The organism is Lysinibacillus sp. JK80 (genome assembly GCF_027557635.1).
Classification (GTDB): Bacteria; Bacillota; Bacilli; order Bacillales_A; family Planococcaceae; genus Lysinibacillus; species Lysinibacillus capsici.
In genome coordinates, this window is record NZ_CP058997.1 from 4,221,814 (window position 1) to 4,240,372 (window position 18,559).

The 18,559-nt window shown below is 37.4% G+C and carries 18 protein-coding genes; 1 reads left to right on the forward strand and 17 read right to left on the reverse strand.

Going from position 1 to position 18,559, the window contains the following annotated elements:
- Positions 1–65: 65 nt before the first annotated feature.
- Positions 66–2,177 carry an MMPL family transporter gene (locus HXV90_RS21150; protein ID WP_269897944.1) on the forward strand — a complete coding sequence of 704 codons (2,112 nt, stop codon included), beginning with the start codon at positions 66–68 and terminating at the stop codon, positions 2,175–2,177.
- Between the two features lie 46 nt (positions 2,178–2,223).
- Here the strand turns inward: HXV90_RS21150 and HXV90_RS21155 are convergent, their stop codons facing one another.
- The 17 genes from HXV90_RS21155 to HXV90_RS21235 form a co-directional block, all read right to left on the reverse strand.
- Positions 2,224–2,832, reverse strand: coding sequence for an alpha/beta hydrolase (locus HXV90_RS21155; RefSeq protein ID WP_066038002.1), 609 nt, complete (start codon positions 2,830–2,832; stop codon positions 2,224–2,226).
- Positions 2,833–2,849: 17 nt separating this feature from the next.
- Positions 2,850–3,041, reverse strand: a complete 192-nt coding sequence (locus HXV90_RS21160; RefSeq protein WP_004231917.1) for a hypothetical protein — start codon at positions 3,039–3,041, stop codon at positions 2,850–2,852.
- Between the two features lie 22 nt (positions 3,042–3,063).
- Complete coding sequence (locus HXV90_RS21165) at positions 3,064–3,528, reverse strand: hypothetical protein (protein ID WP_004231915.1); 465 nt, start codon at positions 3,526–3,528, stop codon at positions 3,064–3,066.
- Positions 3,529–3,662: 134 nt separating this feature from the next.
- Positions 3,663–4,286: an NUDIX hydrolase gene (locus HXV90_RS21170; protein ID WP_269897945.1), complete on the reverse strand. Its 624-nt coding sequence runs from the start codon at positions 4,284–4,286 to the stop codon at positions 3,663–3,665.
- 11 nt (positions 4,287–4,297) lie between these two features.
- Complete coding sequence (locus tag HXV90_RS21175) at positions 4,298–5,389, reverse strand: AI-2E family transporter (protein ID WP_048394176.1); 1,092 nt, start codon at positions 5,387–5,389, stop codon at positions 4,298–4,300.
- A 166-nt stretch (positions 5,390–5,555) separates the two neighbouring features.
- Complete coding sequence (locus tag HXV90_RS21180; protein ID WP_048394174.1) at positions 5,556–7,253, reverse strand: M3 family oligoendopeptidase; 1,698 nt, start codon at positions 7,251–7,253, stop codon at positions 5,556–5,558.
- 140 nt (positions 7,254–7,393) lie between these two features.
- Positions 7,394–7,954, reverse strand: a complete 561-nt coding sequence (locus HXV90_RS21185) for a YdcF family protein (protein WP_308339966.1) — start codon at positions 7,952–7,954, stop codon at positions 7,394–7,396.
- A 92-nt stretch (positions 7,955–8,046) separates the two neighbouring features.
- The gene (locus HXV90_RS21190; RefSeq protein ID WP_259950543.1) at positions 8,047–9,789 is read right to left on the reverse strand and encodes a methyl-accepting chemotaxis protein; all 1,743 of its coding nucleotides are present in this window, start codon (positions 9,787–9,789) and stop codon (positions 8,047–8,049) included.
- A gap of 217 nt (positions 9,790–10,006) precedes the next feature.
- Positions 10,007–11,017, reverse strand: coding sequence for a methyl-accepting chemotaxis protein (locus HXV90_RS21195; protein WP_269897946.1), 1,011 nt, complete (start codon positions 11,015–11,017; stop codon positions 10,007–10,009).
- 2 nt (positions 11,018–11,019) lie between these two features.
- Entirely contained in the window at positions 11,020–11,754 is a 735-nt protein-coding gene (locus HXV90_RS21200) for a hypothetical protein (RefSeq protein WP_269897947.1), read from the reverse strand.
- An 82-nt stretch (positions 11,755–11,836) separates the two neighbouring features.
- On the reverse strand, positions 11,837–13,132 hold the full coding sequence (locus HXV90_RS21205) for an arsenic transporter (protein ID WP_269897948.1): 1,296 nt from the start codon (positions 13,130–13,132) through the stop codon (positions 11,837–11,839).
- A gap of 64 nt (positions 13,133–13,196) precedes the next feature.
- Positions 13,197–13,916, reverse strand: coding sequence for a YebC/PmpR family DNA-binding transcriptional regulator (locus HXV90_RS21210; protein ID WP_004231899.1), 720 nt, complete (start codon positions 13,914–13,916; stop codon positions 13,197–13,199).
- Between the two features lie 201 nt (positions 13,917–14,117).
- Positions 14,118–14,579: a low molecular weight protein-tyrosine-phosphatase gene (locus tag HXV90_RS21215; protein WP_198103833.1), complete on the reverse strand. Its 462-nt coding sequence runs from the start codon at positions 14,577–14,579 to the stop codon at positions 14,118–14,120.
- Positions 14,580–14,639: 60 nt separating this feature from the next.
- Positions 14,640–15,242: a lysophospholipid acyltransferase family protein gene (locus HXV90_RS21220; protein WP_048394163.1), complete on the reverse strand. Its 603-nt coding sequence runs from the start codon at positions 15,240–15,242 to the stop codon at positions 14,640–14,642.
- A gap of 79 nt (positions 15,243–15,321) precedes the next feature.
- On the reverse strand, positions 15,322–16,155 hold the full coding sequence (locus tag HXV90_RS21225; protein ID WP_269897949.1) for a putative RNA methyltransferase: 834 nt from the start codon (positions 16,153–16,155) through the stop codon (positions 15,322–15,324).
- Between the two features lie 2 nt (positions 16,156–16,157).
- Positions 16,158–17,525, reverse strand: a complete 1,368-nt coding sequence (locus HXV90_RS21230; protein ID WP_048394160.1) for an MATE family efflux transporter — start codon at positions 17,523–17,525, stop codon at positions 16,158–16,160.
- Between the two features lie 134 nt (positions 17,526–17,659).
- On the reverse strand, positions 17,660–18,427 hold the full coding sequence (locus HXV90_RS21235; protein WP_269897950.1) for a tyrosine-protein phosphatase: 768 nt from the start codon (positions 18,425–18,427) through the stop codon (positions 17,660–17,662).
- Positions 18,428–18,559 lie beyond the last annotated feature (132 nt).

The following is an 18,559-nucleotide window of genomic DNA, read 5'->3' on the forward strand; positions in this document are numbered from 1 at the left end:
TTTGTCACACGACAAAATGTGACACATCCTTTACACTAATTGAAAAGGGGGATGTATAAACAACTATGAAAACTTTTTCAGCTTTTATTACAGCACATGCGAAAGCAATCGTAGTCATATGGCTTATTATTTTTCTAGCAATGGCGTACTTTGCTTTACAGCTTCCAGGCAAACTTCAAGGTGATGGTTTCTTTGTCGAAGCAGATCATACCTATGTTACCAACGAGCTAGCAGAAAAATTTGATTTACCATCTAATACGATTTTGGTTGTCTTTGATCCAGCTGAAGATCAGAAAATTGAAGACACTTTAAAAAAATTAGATAGCATAAAAGAGATTCATTCTATTCAATCACCTTTAGAAGACTCCTCTTTACGGAAAGATGGTATTGCCTATGCTATGGTTCACATAAAGAACGATGTAGAAAACCTTCCTGACATTGTTGAGGAATTCCGTTCATTAATTGAAAAAGACGGAATTAGTATCACTGGAGGGCCTGTTATTTCTGCTGACATAAATACTGCTAGTCAAAAGGATTTGGCATCAGCTGAGGCCATTGGATTGCCAATTGCCATCGTGGTTCTCTTATTAGCGTTTGGTACAGTTGTTGCTTCTATTTTGCCAATCGTCATTGGTGTTGTGACAGTGGTTACCGCCTTTGGTATGATGACACTGCTCAGTGCTAATGTAAATCTATCTATTTTCGTCTTAAATATTGTTCCAATGCTTGGGCTGGCTTTAAGTATTGATTTTGCATTGCTGTTTATTAATCGTTACAGAGAAGAACGCACACATACTTCCATTGCTCAAGCCATTCAAACGGCTATTCAGACAGCAGGTCGTTCTATCATTTTCTCCGCAGTCTGTGTCATGATTGGCTTAGGTGCGATGATTGTCATTAATGTAGAAATTTTTCATAATATCGCCCTAGGAGGCACTATAGTCGTCCTGTTAGCCGTTCTTTCTGGCTTAACATTACTTCCTGCCACTATGATGCTATTAGGAGATAGACTTAATAAATGGCGCTTAATACGCGTTAAACCAGGTGGGGCTAATCGTTGGCGTGGCTTTGCAGGTTTTGTCATGAAACATCCAGTAGCTATAGTGATTTCAGCATTATTATTACTAGGCATCGGCATGATCCCTTTAAAGGATATCCAATTAACCATTCCACAGGTGGACTCCTTACCTACGAAATATGATGCTCGTGCAGCATACGATAAATTAGATGAAACGTTTGGACTAGGTGAATCTTCTACATTATATTTGTTGGCTGAACGAAAAGATGGCTGGGAGGATACTGAGGGTAGAGAGCTAATTTTTACTATTCAAGAAAAGCTATTAAAGGACCCATTAGTGACTAATGTTTCAACTATTTATACAGCTGCTAACATTCAAACACCAGAAGAGCTTTCTGCTTCTTTAGCTATTCCACAGGTTGCTGAACAATTAAAACCTGTTATTAATTCATTTTCAAAGGATACACAGCTATTTGTTCCAATTACAATTGATGCAGCAGGTTCTTCCTCTACAGCTCAAAAATTTGCCCGAACATGGATGGACAAAGACCTGGGCGTGGATTTTGCACTTGGTGGACCAGCTAAATTCAACCAAGAAATCTTTGATGAAATTGCTAATAAAATTGTTTTAGCTATAGCAATTATTATCGTTTCTACATTCTTTATTTTAATGTTGGCATTCCGTTCTATCTTAATTCCGTTAAAGGCAATAATCATGAACATTATTGGGCTTTCATCTGCATTCGGGATACTCGTTTATATTTTCCAATATGGTCATTTTGGTATTGAAGCAAGCTCCATCGTGCTAATCATTCCAGTTATTGTTTTTTGTCTTGTATTTGGCTTAAGTATGGACTACGAAGTCTTTTTAATTTCTCGTATCCAAGAGGAATATTTAAAGGGCTCCGATAATACGCGTGCAACAATTGATGGCTTAACATCCACTAGCCGAATAATTACATCTGCAGCGCTTATCATGATTGTTATTACAGGTGCATTTGCCTTCACAGATGTAATGCCTGTAAAGCAAATTGGTGTGGGTATCGCTATTGCTGTTGCCATTGATGCAACAATTATTCGTCTTATGCTTGTGCCTAGTCTTATGAAGCTGTTTGGTGATTGGAACTGGTGGCTTCCTTTCTCAAAGAAAAGTAAATAACATAAAGAAAATCCGCCTCCCTTATAAAAGGAGGTGGATTTTTCAATTAAGCGTAGATGCTTTTATACCATTCTTTTGCAGCTTGTACTTCAGGCATTGTTAGTTGATGACCAAAATTAAACCATTTCGTCGTTACTTTGGCACCTGCAGCACTTAAAAGGGTTTCTAAATCCTCAGACTCCTGTGCTGTACACATCGGATCATTCGTACCAGCACCGATAAACACAGGTGTTGGAGAAAGTTGCGGTAATTCAATACCACGTCTTGGTACCATTGGGTGATGCAAAATAGCTCCTGCTAACGCATCATCGTAGTGGAATAATAAGCTTGCTGCAATATTAGCACCATTCGAATACCCTATTGCTACAATTCGTTGGCGATCAAAGCCATATTGCTGTGCTGACGTCTTTAAAAATTCATGAAGCTCCTTTGTACGAAAGATTAAATCCTCAATATCAAAGACACCTTCGGCTAATCGGCGGAAAAATCGTGGCATTCCATGCTCAAGTACATTTCCGCGAACACTTAAAATATTGGCTGTTTCATCTATTTCTTTTGCCAGCCCAATAAGACTTTCCTCATTACCACCTGTACCATGTAGCAATAATAATGTCGGCTTCGTTTCGTCTGTACCTTTATAAAAAATATGTTGCACTGACAGTCACCTCTCAATTATCTTGAATTCGAGATAATTGTAGCCTGTGGCAAAATTAAATTCAAGCTCTTTGACTTATTAATTTCACGATTTTCACGATTTGGCTGTTCTTCGTGATTTTTATAAAAATTAGTAATGGTATAAACTGAAAATAAACATGCCGCAATCACAACAACAATAACAATTCCCACTAATTTTTTTCCGTTCATCTATCATGATCCCCCGTATTTCTTATTTCTTTGTACGAAAGCCTTCTTCTAGTAAATATTCCTTTGCTGCCTCATACGTACCAAATGCCTCTTCCAGATTGTCTCCATGATACACGTTCCACGAACGTTGCTCAAAAGCTAGCTGTAACTGACTACCATCGCGACTATGCCAAATCTCTACAATTGGCTCCTGCTCTTCTACTTCTTCAGATAAATATTGGATTGCGTCTTCAATAATTTCACGAAGTTGTTGTTCATCGTAATCGCGGATATTTACTAATCCTTTATCATTAGCCTCATTCTCATAGCGTAATAAATCTCCTACAAAGACAAAGCCATTGCCGTTTGGATGTAATTTCTCAACTACAATCGTCTTTTCGTAAAGACTGTCCATGTAATGATAATTTAGGCGCTTTAAAGAAATTTCTTTTTTTGTTAGCTCAGAAAACGATTCAATAATCGCTTGTTTTTGTTCAAATGTTAGCATATAAAAAATGCTCCTTTTCTTTACAATCTATCTAACAGTATAACTCATTTTTTCCTATTATATCGTGTCGTTTGTAAATCATTTTTGCGCAAGAAAATAGGACAAGCTAATATTATAGCTTATCCTATTTAAACTTATGAGGTTTGATTAAATATTTTTTCACGTGTGAATTTTATCACCTGTGCAACATACAATTCCCGATAAGGAACAAATTGTGCAGTACCTACTGGTCTGACAATTCTCACACGTTGACCATCAGGGAAATATTCATACCCTTCAATATTAAGTGTCGTCGTTTCTCCCAAGAAGAAAGCCTCCGCCTCAATTAGCCTCGCTCTAACTACACCCGATACTTCTTCATACTGCAAAGCAAAGGAATCCCAATCATGCTTGAAAGGATATATGTAGACATGGCAAAATTCATTGTCGATCATATTTTCAGAAACGATACTACAAGATGTCATGCCCATTTTGACAACTTCATGGACATCAATATTAAGTCCCAATTCTTCTTTTACTTCTCGAATGCCTGACTCTACTGTCTCAATCGCTAAAAGATGTCCTGCTGCTGTAATATCGAGTAACCCTGGATAATCCTTTTTCTGTGAACTACGTACTTGAAAATAAATATAGTCTTCATTTACAAGCCAGCAATGAAAAGTCTCATGCCAAAGCCCCTTTTCATGCACTTCCGCTCTCGTAGCTGTCCCAATTTGATCATGCTGTTCATTAAATACCTTTACAATTTCTTGTTCCATTGTTTCGACTCCTATACTGACTTCGTCGCTTTTTTCTTAATTGCATTACGTTGATCATAAATATTGGATACGATAACCTTTAAGACTGCATAAAATGGTACAGCGATAATAATACCAATAAAACCTGCTATATTACCTGCCGCTAAAATAATTGTAATAACGGTAAGGGGGTGGATATCAAGTGATTTCCCCATGACATTAGGTGTAATAAAGTTGCTGTCTATTTGCTGAGCAACCAGCGTCACAACCGAAACCCACACCACTAAAATTGGATCTTGAATAACTGCCACAATCAGGGCTGGCGCAAAGGCAATCCAAGGCCCGATAAATGGAATCATATTCATAAAGAATGCAAAAATCACTAGTAATAACGAATAGTCTAATCCGATAATTAAATAGCCTACATACATTATTAGTGCTAATAAAAAACTAATTTGCAGTTGGCCCTGAATGTAGGTACGTAATACATCATCAATTTCACTTAACGTTTTCTTTACCCATTGCTGACGTTCACCACTGAAATATTTATAGATGGATGGAGCAAACTTCTCATGATCCTTCAGCATAAAAATAAAGAAGAACGGAATTAAAATGGCTAATAACGACACAGATACAATGGATTGTAAAAAGGACACAAAACCTTTACTCGCCACTACTGCAATATCTTGTACCGAATTCGCCATTTTTTCGATAACATCATTTAATTGCTCAGGGAAGTTATCCTTATTTTGCGTTACATAGTCTGTTAGTTGCTGGATGCTCGTACTAATACTCGTACTAATCATAGGGGCATTCTTCACTAATTTATTGACCTGCTCGGCAATCGGGTTACCAATAATCCAGCCAAAAATACCTACCATTGCTATTAGTCCGAACACAATCGTCAATATACTTCCCCATCGAGGAAATCTACGTTTTTCTAAAAATCTCTGAATTGGTTCCGTCACATAATAGAGAACACCACCAAGTAGTAAAGGCACAAAAATGGCTTTTAATATGATGACAAGCGGTGAAAAAATCCAATGAATTTCTATAAAATATTTAATGATTAATAGTGTAAGTAGTATCCCTACCCCTACTTGAAACCAAACTTTCCTTGTCACTTTCTTTCACTTCCTTTAATAGCAGTTACTGAAAATACTACTGATATATTAACCATTTCGCAAGTATCCTAGTATTTTTTTACAGAACTCCTCTGACAAACTAAAAAATTCGCTCACTTCCACAATAATAGTTATCGTGGAAGTGAAACGAATTTAAGGTCATCAATTATAGAGAAGAATCATCTATGGAATTTAAGAATGTCTCAATTTCTCCAATAACCGATTCAACACAGCCATCCTCAAATGGCGAGATTAAACCTGCCTCTTTTACAAGCTTTGTAAAGGACATAGAGCCACCTAAACCACAAAGATGAATATAGTCTTTCCAAGCCGCTTCAAATTCTTCACGTGAACGTTTCCAGAATTGGAAGGCACAAATTTGTGCTAACGTGTAATCAATGTAGTAGAACGGACTTGCATAGATGTGAGCCTGACGTTGCCAAATGCCCCCAGCCTCTAGGTAGCTGTTATGATCATAGTCACGGTGTGGTAAATACGTTTCCTCAATTTTTTTCCATGCAGCTTTACGTTCAGCAGGAGTCATTGTTGGATTTTCATAAATAACATGCTGGAACTCATCTACTGCCACACCATATGGTAAGAATAAAAGACCACTACTTAAATGTGTAAATTTATATTTCTCTGTATCACCTTCAAAGAACAGCTCCATCCAAGGCCAAGTAAAGAATTCCATACTCATCGAGTGAATTTCACAAGATTCGTAGGTAGGCCATAAATACTCAGGAATGCCAATGTTACGACTTGAATAAACTTGGAAAGCATGTCCAGCTTCATGTGTTAATACATCGATGTCACCTGAAGTACCGTTAAAATTTGAGAAAATGAATGGGGAATGATAGTTTTCAATAAACGTACAATAACCGCCACTTTCTTTCCCTTTCTTCGCTACAAGATCCATTAAGTCATGGTCAATCATGAAATTAAAGAACTCTCCTGTTTCAGGTGAAAGCTCCTCATACATTTTTTTACCGTTTGCTACAATCCACTCAGGATTCCCTTTTGGTGTAGCATTACCTGATAAGAAGTTAAGTGCTTCATCATAAAATTTAAAATCTTCAATGCCAATTCGCTTTGCCTGACGCTCGTAAAGCTTCGTTGCAACAGGCACAATTAAATCACGTACCTGATCACGGAATTTTTTAACCATATCAGCATTGTAATCAATCCGATTCATACGAATATAGCCTAGTTCAACATAGTTGTTATAGCCAAGTTTAATCGCAATTTCATGGCGTACCTTGACAAGTTCATCATATAAACGATCGAATTCATCTTCATGCTGTGCAAAGAAGCCAAAGCGAGCATCCGTTGCTGCCTTACGTGTTTCTCGATCCGTTGACTCTGCAAACGGACCAAGTTGAGCGAGTGTTAATGTTTCCCCATTAAAGTCAATTTGTGCAGATGCAACAAGCTTATTGTACTCAGAAACAAGTCTGTTTTCTTTTTGCATCAAATCAATAACTTCTGGTGAGAAGCCTTTAATTTGATAAGTTGCTAGATCAAATAATTGTTGTCCCCATTTTTCTTCTAATTGCTCACGAAATGGTGAATCAATTAGAGCTTTATAGTATTCCGTCGTTACTTCTTCTAGCTCAGGACCTACTTCATCGAAATAGTCACGTTCTGCTTGATAAAATTCATCGTTCGTATCGATTGAAGCACGAATATATACTAAATTAGCCATTGTCGCAAAGTCATTACTAATTGCATTGTGCTTTTCAATGATATTACTTTGCTCGTCCATCGATTGTGCTTGTTTAAATTGCTCAATGAGTGCTAACTGCTGCTCTTTCATTGATGCCACATTTGGACGGCTGTATTGATATTCTTTAAACGTTGTCATAAAAGTCCCCTCTTTCTGTCCTATACCCCGTAATATTTCTATTATATGCCAAATAGAATCTATTAAGAAACAATTATCTCTTTTCTGTTCCATGATTTTTTGAGAAAGAAGCAGTTCCTAAATATAATGGCGTTGTTGTTTTAATAGCCCACAATATATGTTTTTAATAACGCCGCTCTTTCTCTTATTCTTAATTTTGCTTCTACTGATTTTGGTGTTCTTGCTGATAGAACATCTACTTCAAAATCTAACGATTCAGCAAGATATTTTGCACGTTTCAAATGGAAGTCATTTGAAACGATGGTAATTTTCTTTGTCTCTTTTGGTAATAATTCTTTAGAGAATACTAAATTTTCATAAGTAGATGTAGATTGATCTTCTATGATAATTCTCGCGGCATCGATGCCATGCTGTTCCAAATAGTCTTGCATTACAGATGCCTCTGTACGATCTTCATCAGGTCCTTGTCCACCTGACACAATGACCTTAACATGGGGGTATTTTGTTAAGTATGGAACAGCCACCTCTAATCTACTTTTTAATGAAAGCGATGGTACACCACCTGGCCTTACTTTTGCTCCCAGTATAATCATATAATCAGCTGAACCATTGGCATTCGGTTCCATACCCTGATCAATTTCTTTTCCCAGCCAAATATAAAGAACGATTCCAATACCGATTAAAATAACACCAATTGTCATCAGCCACCTTCTCACAAATAATTCCTCCTTTACCTTTTATTAACGATGATAAAAAGAAAAGGATGCTTGTTAAGCAAGCACCCTGAAAGATATTATCTCAATATAAATCGTTTAATAGACTCCTGTAAGGCAGATATTTCATCAGTTAAATCATTGGAAGATTCGCTAACGAGTTGTATTGCGCGTTGTTGCTCATCTACAGATGCTGTTACCTCTTCAGACGCAGCAGCATTCTTTTCACTAATCATCGCAATGCTTTCAATCGATTGCATAATCGTATTCTTAGAGCTATTTAAATATTCTACGCTATCTGTTGTATCGCCTATAATGGCTATGATTTTTTCAACAGCTAATTTAATTTCTTTAAAGGATGATTCTGTTACCATGACAGAATCATTTTGTTGACTTACAATGATATGGGTTTTCTGCATTTCACCATTGACTAAGTTTGTTTCACTTTCAATGCCTTTTAGCGTCGTGCGTACTAGCTCAGTTGCTACAGAGGTTTGATCAGCAAGTTTACGTACCTCTTCCGCGACAACTGCGAATCCTTTACCATGTTCACCCGCTCTTGCTGCTTCAATAGAGGCATTAAGTGCAAGTAAATTCGTTTGATCTGAAATCTCCGTAATCGTCCCCACGATGCCTTCAATTTCACGTACCTTGACAATTAGACTACCAAATACAGACTGAATATTCTGAACGAGAGTTGAAGACTCCCGCGACTTATCCTTTAAGCTTTCTAAATTGACTAGGCCTTCTTCATTTGATTTTTTCATATGCTGTGAGGCATCTAACATTAATTCATTTTTATCATGCAATCCTTCTATTTGCTGCGCAAACTCGATAGCCGTTCGGTTTGTATCCTCTGCATCAGATGCTTGCTTGACTGCACCCTGGGATACTTCATTGATTGCTTTGACGATTTCATCACCATAGGCATTTGTCTCTTCAGCTACTGCGGTTAAATTTGCTGAAGTTGATTGTATTTCTACAATCGCTTCCTCCACATCTGAAATAAGTGTTTTAAGTTGTTGTACCATTTCATTAAAGCCATCATTTAACTGTCCTATTTCATCCGAGCGCTGTAAATGCTCAATTTCAACCGTTAAATTCCCTTTTGCTACTTCACGTACACGTTTAGATAATTTTTGAACTGGTAATGCCAGGTGTCTTGATACAAGAATGACAACGATTGTCCCAATAATTATGGCACCTACTAATGTCAAACCAATTACTAGCAATAAAGAATTCGCCTCTGCATTAAAATCCTGCATATATGTACCTGATGCAATAATCCATCCCCAATGTGGATCTTTCTCAGAATAAATAATTTTATCCGCTAAGACATCCTGACCTGGTAGTTCAAATTCATATTGTGTAAAACCACCACCATCAAGTGCCTTTTCAGTTACTTCTCGAATAAAGTAATTGCCACTGCTATCTTGGTCATTCCAAAGATTATCTCCTTCTCGTGTTGGATGTGTTGTTAATGTTCCCTTATCATCCAACACATAGATATAGCCATATTCCCCTAAATCACCCGGATAATTAATAGGCCGTTTTCCTTCGCTATCTTTCGGACCAAGAAATGCTTCTCTTACTCGTTCCTGTGCAACCTCTAAGGGTATGTCACCCTTTTCAACACTCTCGTTTGCGAGCTCGATTAATTGCAAAGCAGATTCAACACTATTGTAAAGTACCTGTTCTCCTATATCCTCCATCCCATTCTTAGCCTTACCATAACTAACTATACCAATTATTAAACTTGGAATAATTAGTAGTGCCAATGAAATAATAATCAATTTCCCCTGTATTGAACGTAAAAACTTCATACTTTAGCCCCCCCTATTTTCTTCGTTCAACAATATATTACTTTATATTATGTTATGGTTTGAAAGTTTTCACAATGGGTAAAGCACAAATTATTTTCTTATTTCCCTTAATATGGTTTGTTTTATGCTAATCTCCAGTTAAATTTTTAAATGCCAAAAATAAAAAGAACTATTTCTCCACAAGACATAAGCTTATAGAGAAATAGTTCTAAACTAATCATAATTTAAATGTATTAATCGTTTCTATAACCTCTTTCGATGTTTGATCTAATATTGTTACAACTTCATTTAATTCAGAAACCATCGTTACTTGTAAATCTGAGGCAGTTGCTACTTCCTTTGTTCCTAGGACACTATGCTTCGCAATAGCATTCATCTGTTCGGTAGTAGCTAATACTTCCTCAGAGCCTGCTGACATTTCTTCAATGACAGCAGAGTCATCTTGAATTTTATTATTCACCTCAAGGACAGATTGCAATATTTTCTCTAGACTTTCACCTATGTGTTGCACTGCTTTATTGCCTGCCTGTACATCTATGGTACTACTAGCCATCTCTTGTAACGCTCGATCAGTAATTTTCTTAAAGCTTTCTAAATGCATGTGTATTTCGTCAGCAGATGCTTTAGACATCTCTGCAAGTTTACGAACTTCATCTGCCACGACCGCAAATCCTTTACCAGCTTCTCCTGCTCTAGCTGCTTCTATTGCAGCGTTTAAAGCTAGTAGGTTGGTTTGATCCGCAATATTCGTAATGATGGTCACCATCTCTTCAATTGATCGGAACTTATCACCCATTTCCTCGACATGATTAGCCGTACGTAAAACAGAAGATTCTACGTTTTGAATTTGAGATACAACTTCTTGAGAATGACTAACACTTGTTTCCACAAGTCCCGTCATTGCTGATGATGACTCTGCAATTTCTGAAGTTGTATCAGCCAGTCGTTGAATACCAATCGACATCTCATTCATAGTTAATACAACCTCTTGATTATTTTGCTGCTGTTGCTCACTACCAGCAGCAATTTCAATAATTCGATCTGCAATTTGAGCGTTTGATTCTTCCACATGCTGAGAAGTCTCATCAATTTTTTGAACAACATTTTGTAAAGTAAATGTGCGTTGTTGAATCGTATGGAAAGTTTCTTTTAATTTTTGTAGTGATTCTCTGAAGGATTGTGCAAATATTGTAATTTCATTTGCTCCTTTTAGCTGGATTTTCTCCACTGCTATCGTTGCCTTAGCAATATCACTTGAGCAAAACTTTGTGCTGCATCACCTAAATGTGCAAGGGGTTTTAACGCTCCATTAATATAACGATATAGGATGAACATAACAATACCTGTTAAAGCTAATATGACAATAATTAATGCAGGTAAAATAGCCGTTAATACGGCATTCGCAACATTGCTTACCTCTGTTGCTTCTATATCGACCCCAACAAAGGCAACAGTATTCCCTGCCTCATCCTTTAATGGAACAGTACCAGATAAATAATCTCCAAAATCACTATGTAAAATAGCGGAATAATAACTTCCTGTATTCTTTACCTTTTCAATATCCTTGTAGTATGTGGTGGAGGACTCATCTCCTATAGCTCCAGCATTTTCTTGATCATCTGCTGGCATACCGTCCACTAAAAAACGTACCTTTTTATCTTCCTGTGGTACTGCGAAAGTATAGGCATAGAGAACACCATTTATTTCACGTAATTCGTTGAGCTCTTCTCGAAGTCGCCAATATAACTCAGATTCTTTTGGTTCCTTTGAGAGTTGTTCATATTCAGCAGCATTTAGATGTTTTGCAATATTCTCAGCAACTGCAACTGCCTGTGTTCCCATGGTTTTATTAACAGATGATTTTGCTGTGTAGATAGTTGTTATAACGAAAAAAGATAACAAAGCCACTAACATTACCAATGACATTAACACTATTTTATTGCTTAATTTGCCTGTCGCTCGCATACTTTCCTCCTTTAATATACTGATATACTAATATCTTAATAGTTCCTATTGTACTATTTTTTCAACTATTTCGACAATAAATCTATGATATTAAGCATATCCAAATAATTAATGCAATTAAAGTGGCGAACAGTGTCGGAATGGTAAGAATAACACCGATTTTAAAATATTGTCCCCAGCTAATTTTAATGCCTTTCTGGGCTAATATATGAAGCCATAGCAATGTTGCCAGTGAACCAATCGGTGTCATTTTTGGACCTAAATTCGTACCAATTATATTTGCATAAATCAGTCCTTCTTTCATCATGCCCGATGCACTTGTTTCTGAAATCGCCAAAGCATCTATCATAACAGTAGGTAAATTGTTCATGACAGCAGACAAAATGGCAGCGACAAATCCCATTGTCATCGTTGCTACTACGAAGCCCTGTTGTATAGCTAGTTCAAATAAATTTGCTAACATTCCTGTCATCCCTACATTTTTTAACCCATAGACAACCACATACATGCCAATTGAGAAGAACACAATATTCCATGGCGCTCCTTTTACAACTCTTTTTGTATCTACCACAGAGCTACGCTGTGCTAGCCATAAGAATATTGCAGCGACCCCACATAAAATAAAAGATACAGGGATGTGTAAAACCTCACCAGCTACGAAGCCCACTAATAGAATCCCAATTACATACCAAGCGATCGAAAATAATTTGGGATCTCGGATTGCCTGACTTGGTTGCTCAACTGCCTCAAGAGAATAATGTTGTGGTATGGAACGGCGAAAAACAATGTAAAGTACTACTATACTTGCCACTAACGAAAAGAAATTCGGTACAAGCATATGAACTGCATAATCTATAAAGCCTATATCGAAAAAGTCAGCTGATACGATATTCGTTAAATTGCTAATAACGAACGGTAACGAGGTTGTATCTGCTATAAATCCACTTGCAATAATAAATGGAAAGATCATTTTTTCACTCAAGTTCAGTTTTCTCACCATCGCTAAAACGATTGGCGTTAGAATTAAAGCACCCCCATCGTTCGCAAACAAAGCCGATACAACAGCTCCAAGGCAACTAATATAAACAAATAAGCGAATTCCACTTCCCTTTGCAAGTCGTGCCATATGTAGAGCCGCCCATTCGAAAAAGCCAATTTCATCTAAGATGAGTGAAATTAAAATAATACCAATAAATGATAGCGTTGCATTCCAAACAATCCCCGTTACCTCTAACACATCATGCCAGGTTACTACACCTATTAATAGCGCAATAGCTGCTCCTATACAGGCTGACCAGCCAATTGATAGTTTTCGTGGTTGCACTATGACAAAAAATAATGTGACTAAAAATAAAATAATGGCTAAAGCAGTCTGCATCGTTTTCCTCCCTAATTAAAAACCAGTAGCTTAAATGCTACTGGTTTACTCATTTCGTTAATATTTATTCGCCTAAATCTGCATTGTGGAAAACATTTTGTACATCTTCTAAATCTTCTAATGCATCAATTAGTTTTTCAAACTTCGCTACATCGTCGCCAGTTAAAGTCACTTCTGTTTGAGGCAACATAGAAAGCTCTGCTACTGTAAATTCTTCTACGCCCGCAGCCTTTAATGCTTCTTGTGTCGCAAAGAATTGGTCTGGCTCTGCATAAATAATTACCGCTTCTTCCTCTTCTAGAATATCGCGAGCATCAATATCAGCTTCCATTAAAATCTCTAGTACTTCATCAGCAGTTTTACCTTCTAAGCCAATAACTGCTGTTGAATCGAACATATAAGCTACAGATCCACTGACACCCATATTGCCGTTATTTTTACCAAATGCTGCACGTACATCTGATGCTGTACGATTTACATTGTTTGTTAAAGCATCCACGATAATCATTGTGCCGGCTGGTCCAAAGCCTTCATAACGTAATTCATCAAAGCTTTCATCACCGCCACCTTTTGCTTTATCAATGGCTTTTTCTATAATATGTTTTGGAACACTGTATGTTTTTGCGCGTTCAAGCACTACTTTAAGTGCACGGTTTGACTCTGGATCTGGTTCGCCTGATTTAGCTGCCACATAAATTTCTCGCCCAAATTTTGCATTAATACGGCTTGTGCTTTGATCTTTAGACGCTTTCTTTTCTTTAATATTGTTCCACTTACGACCCATTGTTTCCACTCTCTTTCAAAAGATAAATTTATAAAAATAATAGATACACAGTTGTATATCTGTAAATGGTAATTAAATACTTATCGTATCTTTACTCTGCAAATAATAACACAATGATGCTTACAAAGCTAGATATACCAATGTTTAAGGTAGCATTTTTCTAAAAAAATGGCTGTTAAAATTTACGATTTTAGCGCCATCTTATAACAGCTCTTGTTTAATTTTTGCTAGCAATGCCCGACAGCCTTCTTGCACCAATTCATAGGTTTCCTGAAAATCACCTGTATAATAAGGATCCGGGACATCCTTACGATGCGCTGTTAAATCTAAAAATCGAAAAATCTTTGGTGAGTTTGGATGGCCTAGTATTGTACGGATATTACGAATATTGCTTTCATCCATTCCAATAATATAAGCAAACTTTTCAAAATCAGACTTTTGTAATTGTCGACCTTGCATATCTATTGTAGAAATACCATATTCCCTAAGCTTATCTTGTGTACCTCTATGTGGAGGTTCGCCAATATGCCATGAGCTAGTAGCAGCGGAATCCACTTCAATTTTATCTTCTAAATGTTCTTTTTTCACCATGTCGCGCATGACCGCCTCAGCCATGGGTGAGCGACAGATATTACCTAAACATACGAAAAGTACTCGAATCATTTTATTTTCCTCCTACAACAAAGCACTCAAAATCAATTTGATTCTGAGTGCCGTTTGCTTTTATTTTACGGGAATACGTTTCTGTAGTTCTTCTGTTAGAGCAACTAATTCATGCTCAAGGTGTTGAGTAAACTGCTCACGACCTTCTTTACCCTTGCCTGTTACATAAAAAGGCTCACCATAAATTAAATAGCCTTTGCCTCGCTTCATTACATCACCCACATTACGTGCACCAACATAAGCAGCTGGAACAATTTGCGCCTTTGCCAACTGTGCAATGGTAATAGCCCCTTGTTTTAAATCTGTTCCTTCTGCACTACGTGTCCCAGAGGGGAAAATCCCTACAATTTTACCTTCCTTCAATAACTGCGAAGGAATTTTAATCACGCTTGGTCCAGGATTATCACGGTCTACCGGAAAAGCATTTAAATGCTTAACAAGCCAGCCAAGCCCTTTCATTTCAAATAATTGCTTCTTCGCCATAAAGTGAATTTCACGAGGGTACATGGCTACACCAAGGTTTAAAATATCCACATAGCCAGTATGTGTACAAGCTATAATAAACCCACCCTCTTTCGGCAAGTTTTCTTCTCCGTATACACGAGCCTTTGAACCCATTAATTTTAATATTACTTTGACAACATTTGCTGCTAGTTTATACACTGTTACATTCCTACCTTATTCAATAGTTATTTCCATTGTAATCGAAAAGACCAGTATACTGCAATTGCAGGTGACCAACTTAAACCTTCCCTACTAATAGATCCACATCAATCGTGATTTCATTTAGTTCAACGGCTGTTTGTACTGCTTTATGCCAACCCATTGGTGTCATCTCTAATAGCGCGGGTAATAGCTCTTCTGAAAGCGGTAAAGTATAAGTTACACGTTCTACGTTTACCTCACGAAAACTATCTTGAAAACGAGCTACAATTTGTTCATTAGAGTAAGTTTCCCTGTTTGAATCTGCATATAATTGAGCTCGCAGTTCCCGCAAATAACCACTTTGTGGTACAACCTTCACAAGATAGCCATTCGGTGTAAGAAGTCGTTTAAACTCCTCATAATTTGCTGGTGATAGTATATTTAAAATGGCATCGAAACTCGCTTGAGCAAATGGGCTTTTAGCTAAATCCCCTACACACCAAATTTGTTGAGGATAATGACGTGCTGCAGCCAAAATGCCCTCCTTCGCTATGTCAATTCCAACGCCAATACCATGATCTCTATCATTCATAATGCGAGCTAAATGTGAGCCCTCTCCACAACCAGTATCGAGCACCGTTTTTGCAGAACTTATAAGCTCACCGATTCGGGCTTCTACAGCATCATAAATCCCACTATCAATAACAGCCTTGCGGGATTCAAAAAGGCTCTTACTATATTTAGAAGCGGCGTTATGTGTCAGCATATTGACATAGCCTTGTTTCGCAATATCAAAGGAATGGTTAGAAGTACAAACCAATCTCCCCTGCTCATAGACATGCATTGATTGCTGACAGATTGGACAAGCAAAAAGGGTGATATGTTGATCCATTAATGCCGCCCCGATAGCACGTTTCGATAATGCGCCCATTTCTATGCCTCCTTTTTGTCGTTCGGTGATACAAGAGCATAACGCTCCCATTTACGACTTTTCCATCTAAAGTATACGATAATTGCCCGCACCCATTCATCTGCTGAAATGGCTAGCCAAATTCCGACCAAGCCCCAATCCAATACAAAGACAAATAAATAGCCAAGCGGCAGGCTCATGCAAACCATTGATAGAAAACCAATTTTCACAGGGAATCTAGCATCCCCAGAAGCGCGTAAAGAGTTAATGACAACGATATTCATTGTGCGACCAGTCTCTAGCAAAATACTTAATGCTAACACGGATGCCCCAATCTTAATGACTTCTGGATTATCAGTAAATACCTGCATAAGTGGCTTACGGAATAGCGTAACGACTGCGACCATAATAATCGTAAAAGCAAATGCTGCACGAACACTTTTCCATAGCTGATGATACGCCTCATCTTTTTCTCCTGCACCTACATGACGACCAATAATAATGGCTGTTCCTGTACCAATGGCAATTGCAAATAAATACGTAAACATCGAAATATTCATAGCATATTGTCGTGCTGCTAGTGTTTCTGCTCCTAAGTAAGTCGCATAATATAAAAAGATGATTTGGCAAAATTGATAAAGTACCTGTTCAAACGCAGATGGTAAACCAATGTTTAGTATTTTTCTCACATATTCCTTTGAATACTCAAAATAATATTGTAACTTTACGCGCACTTCCATTACCTGATACAGCAACCAGAAAAATACTAGGACAGCTAATCCGCGACTAATGACAGAGGAAATAGCCGCTCCTTTCACACCAAGCTCTGGTAAACCTAAATTCCCAAAAATAAGACCGTAGTTTAGCACAACATGTAAGACGTTCATGCCAAGCGAAACGTACATAGTTTGTTTTGTCCAACCATGTACACGAATAATTGCAGCGAGTGCATTAATAATAGCCTGTAGGAAAATAAAACTCCCAATGATGGCTAAGTAACTTTGTGCATAGTGGAGTACTTCTCCCTGCAAGTTCATCATTGTCATTAAATGTCTCGCAAAGAAGAAAAATAAAATACTCATTAAAAGCCCAACGACCAAATTCATCGTGACCGCTAACGCCGAGATCTTGGCCGCTTCAAAAAAGCGTTTGGAGCCTAAATACTGAGAAACAACAATAGATGCACCATTGCCCACTACCTCCAGAATCAAGATGGCAATATGGATATATTGATTGGCTGCACCTACTCCTGATACAGCATTATCTGATAAAGCACTGAGCATAAAAGTATCGGCTAGTCCCATCAACATAAATAGAAAAACTTCTAAGAAGATTGGCCATGTTAAATGGAATAGACTTAACTTATTTGTCTCTTTAATTGTGTCTGCCAATACTTTCACTTCTCCTATTTTTTCTTAAAAATCTATTGTATCTTATCACAAATATTCAGACTGTAAAGAGATTTATAGGAAGACAGCGCTTCCACATAAAAAATCCCTTTCACATCGTGTGAAAGGGCTCATTTTTAAATTAAGCAATAAGATTGTAATTGCTCTCGTTTTTCAATTGTTAGGCCAAATTCCTGCTCTAAAAACCCAGTCTTAGAACCATAGCGACGATCCATCGCATCCAATGCTGCTTGTAAATAGTCTTCACGGGCAGACATTAATGCATAAAATTGCTGTAGTTCTTGCTCATTATACTGATGCTGAATAGCCTGAGCCATTCGTTCTACCATTGGACGTAAATGTATATTAGTATCTAAATAATCCTCCATGATAGTCTCCTCAGGTACATCTAAAGCTAGTAAAATAAGTGCTCCTCCAATACCCGTTCGGTCCTTACCAACTGCGCAATGATGTACAAGACCTAGATTATTAGGATTTTGAATCGTTTGCATTAACTCTTTAAATGAAAGATTGTTAAAAGGCATTTGTGCATAAAAATCCCGAAACATCTCAGGGCTTACCACTTTATAGAAATCTCTACCACCAGCATTGGTCGGCATTTCAAAAGCATGATTACCCTTTGCTGGGATTTGTATATATTGAGCATGCGAGAACACTGGGTTAGGATTATGATACGCCTCATTGTTATCGCGATAATCAAAAATGGTTTTAATCCCTAACGTTTCAAATAGCTCTTTATCCGACAGTGTCATTTTTCCAAGGGCAGCTGAGCGGTAAAATAAACCGTTCTTTACCCTACGCCCATCTTTTGTTTTATATCCACCCATGTCTCGGAAATTATAGACTGCTTCAAATGGAATTACCTTTGTCTCTAATTGCTCCAATCACTACACCTCCTAAGATTATCAAGCATACTTACTTTTATTTTAAAGAACAAACTACATTAATTCCAATTTTCACGCTAGGTAATAAATTAAACCACATAAAAAATGCTAGCTGAATGGCTGACAGCTAGC

What these genes read in the sequence shown, in the direction of transcription:
- HXV90_RS21150 (WP_269897944.1), top strand. Translation starts at nt 66, where the DNA reads ATGAAAACTTTTTCAGCTTTTATTACAGCACATGCGAAAGCAATCGTA.
- HXV90_RS21160 (WP_004231917.1), bottom strand. Translation starts at nt 3,041, where the DNA reads ATGAACGGAAAAAAATTAGTGGGAATTGTTATTGTTGTTGTGATTGCG.
- HXV90_RS21165 (WP_004231915.1), bottom strand. Translation starts at nt 3,528, where the DNA reads ATGCTAACATTTGAACAAAAACAAGCGATTATTGAATCGTTTTCTGAG.
- HXV90_RS21170 (WP_269897945.1), bottom strand. Translation starts at nt 4,286, where the DNA reads ATGGAACAAGAAATTGTAAAGGTATTTAATGAACAGCATGATCAAATT.
- HXV90_RS21180 (WP_048394174.1), bottom strand. Translation starts at nt 7,253, where the DNA reads ATGACAACGTTTAAAGAATATCAATACAGCCGTCCAAATGTGGCATCA.
- HXV90_RS21185 (WP_308339966.1), bottom strand. Translation starts at nt 7,954, where the DNA reads ATGACAATTGGTGTTATTTTAATCGGTATTGGAATCGTTCTTTATATT.
- HXV90_RS21190 (WP_259950543.1), bottom strand. Translation starts at nt 9,789, where the DNA reads ATGAAGTTTTTACGTTCAATACAGGGGAAATTGATTATTATTTCATTG.
- HXV90_RS21200 (WP_269897947.1), bottom strand. Translation starts at nt 11,754, where the DNA reads ATGCGAGCGACAGGCAAATTAAGCAATAAAATAGTGTTAATGTCATTG.
- HXV90_RS21205 (WP_269897948.1), bottom strand. Translation starts at nt 13,132, where the DNA reads ATGCAGACTGCTTTAGCCATTATTTTATTTTTAGTCACATTATTTTTT.
- HXV90_RS21210 (WP_004231899.1), bottom strand. Translation starts at nt 13,916, where the DNA reads ATGGGTCGTAAGTGGAACAATATTAAAGAAAAGAAAGCGTCTAAAGAT.
- HXV90_RS21215 (WP_198103833.1), bottom strand. Translation starts at nt 14,579, where the DNA reads ATGATTCGAGTACTTTTCGTATGTTTAGGTAATATCTGTCGCTCACCC.
- HXV90_RS21225 (WP_269897949.1), bottom strand. Translation starts at nt 16,155, where the DNA reads ATGGGCGCATTATCGAAACGTGCTATCGGGGCGGCATTAATGGATCAA.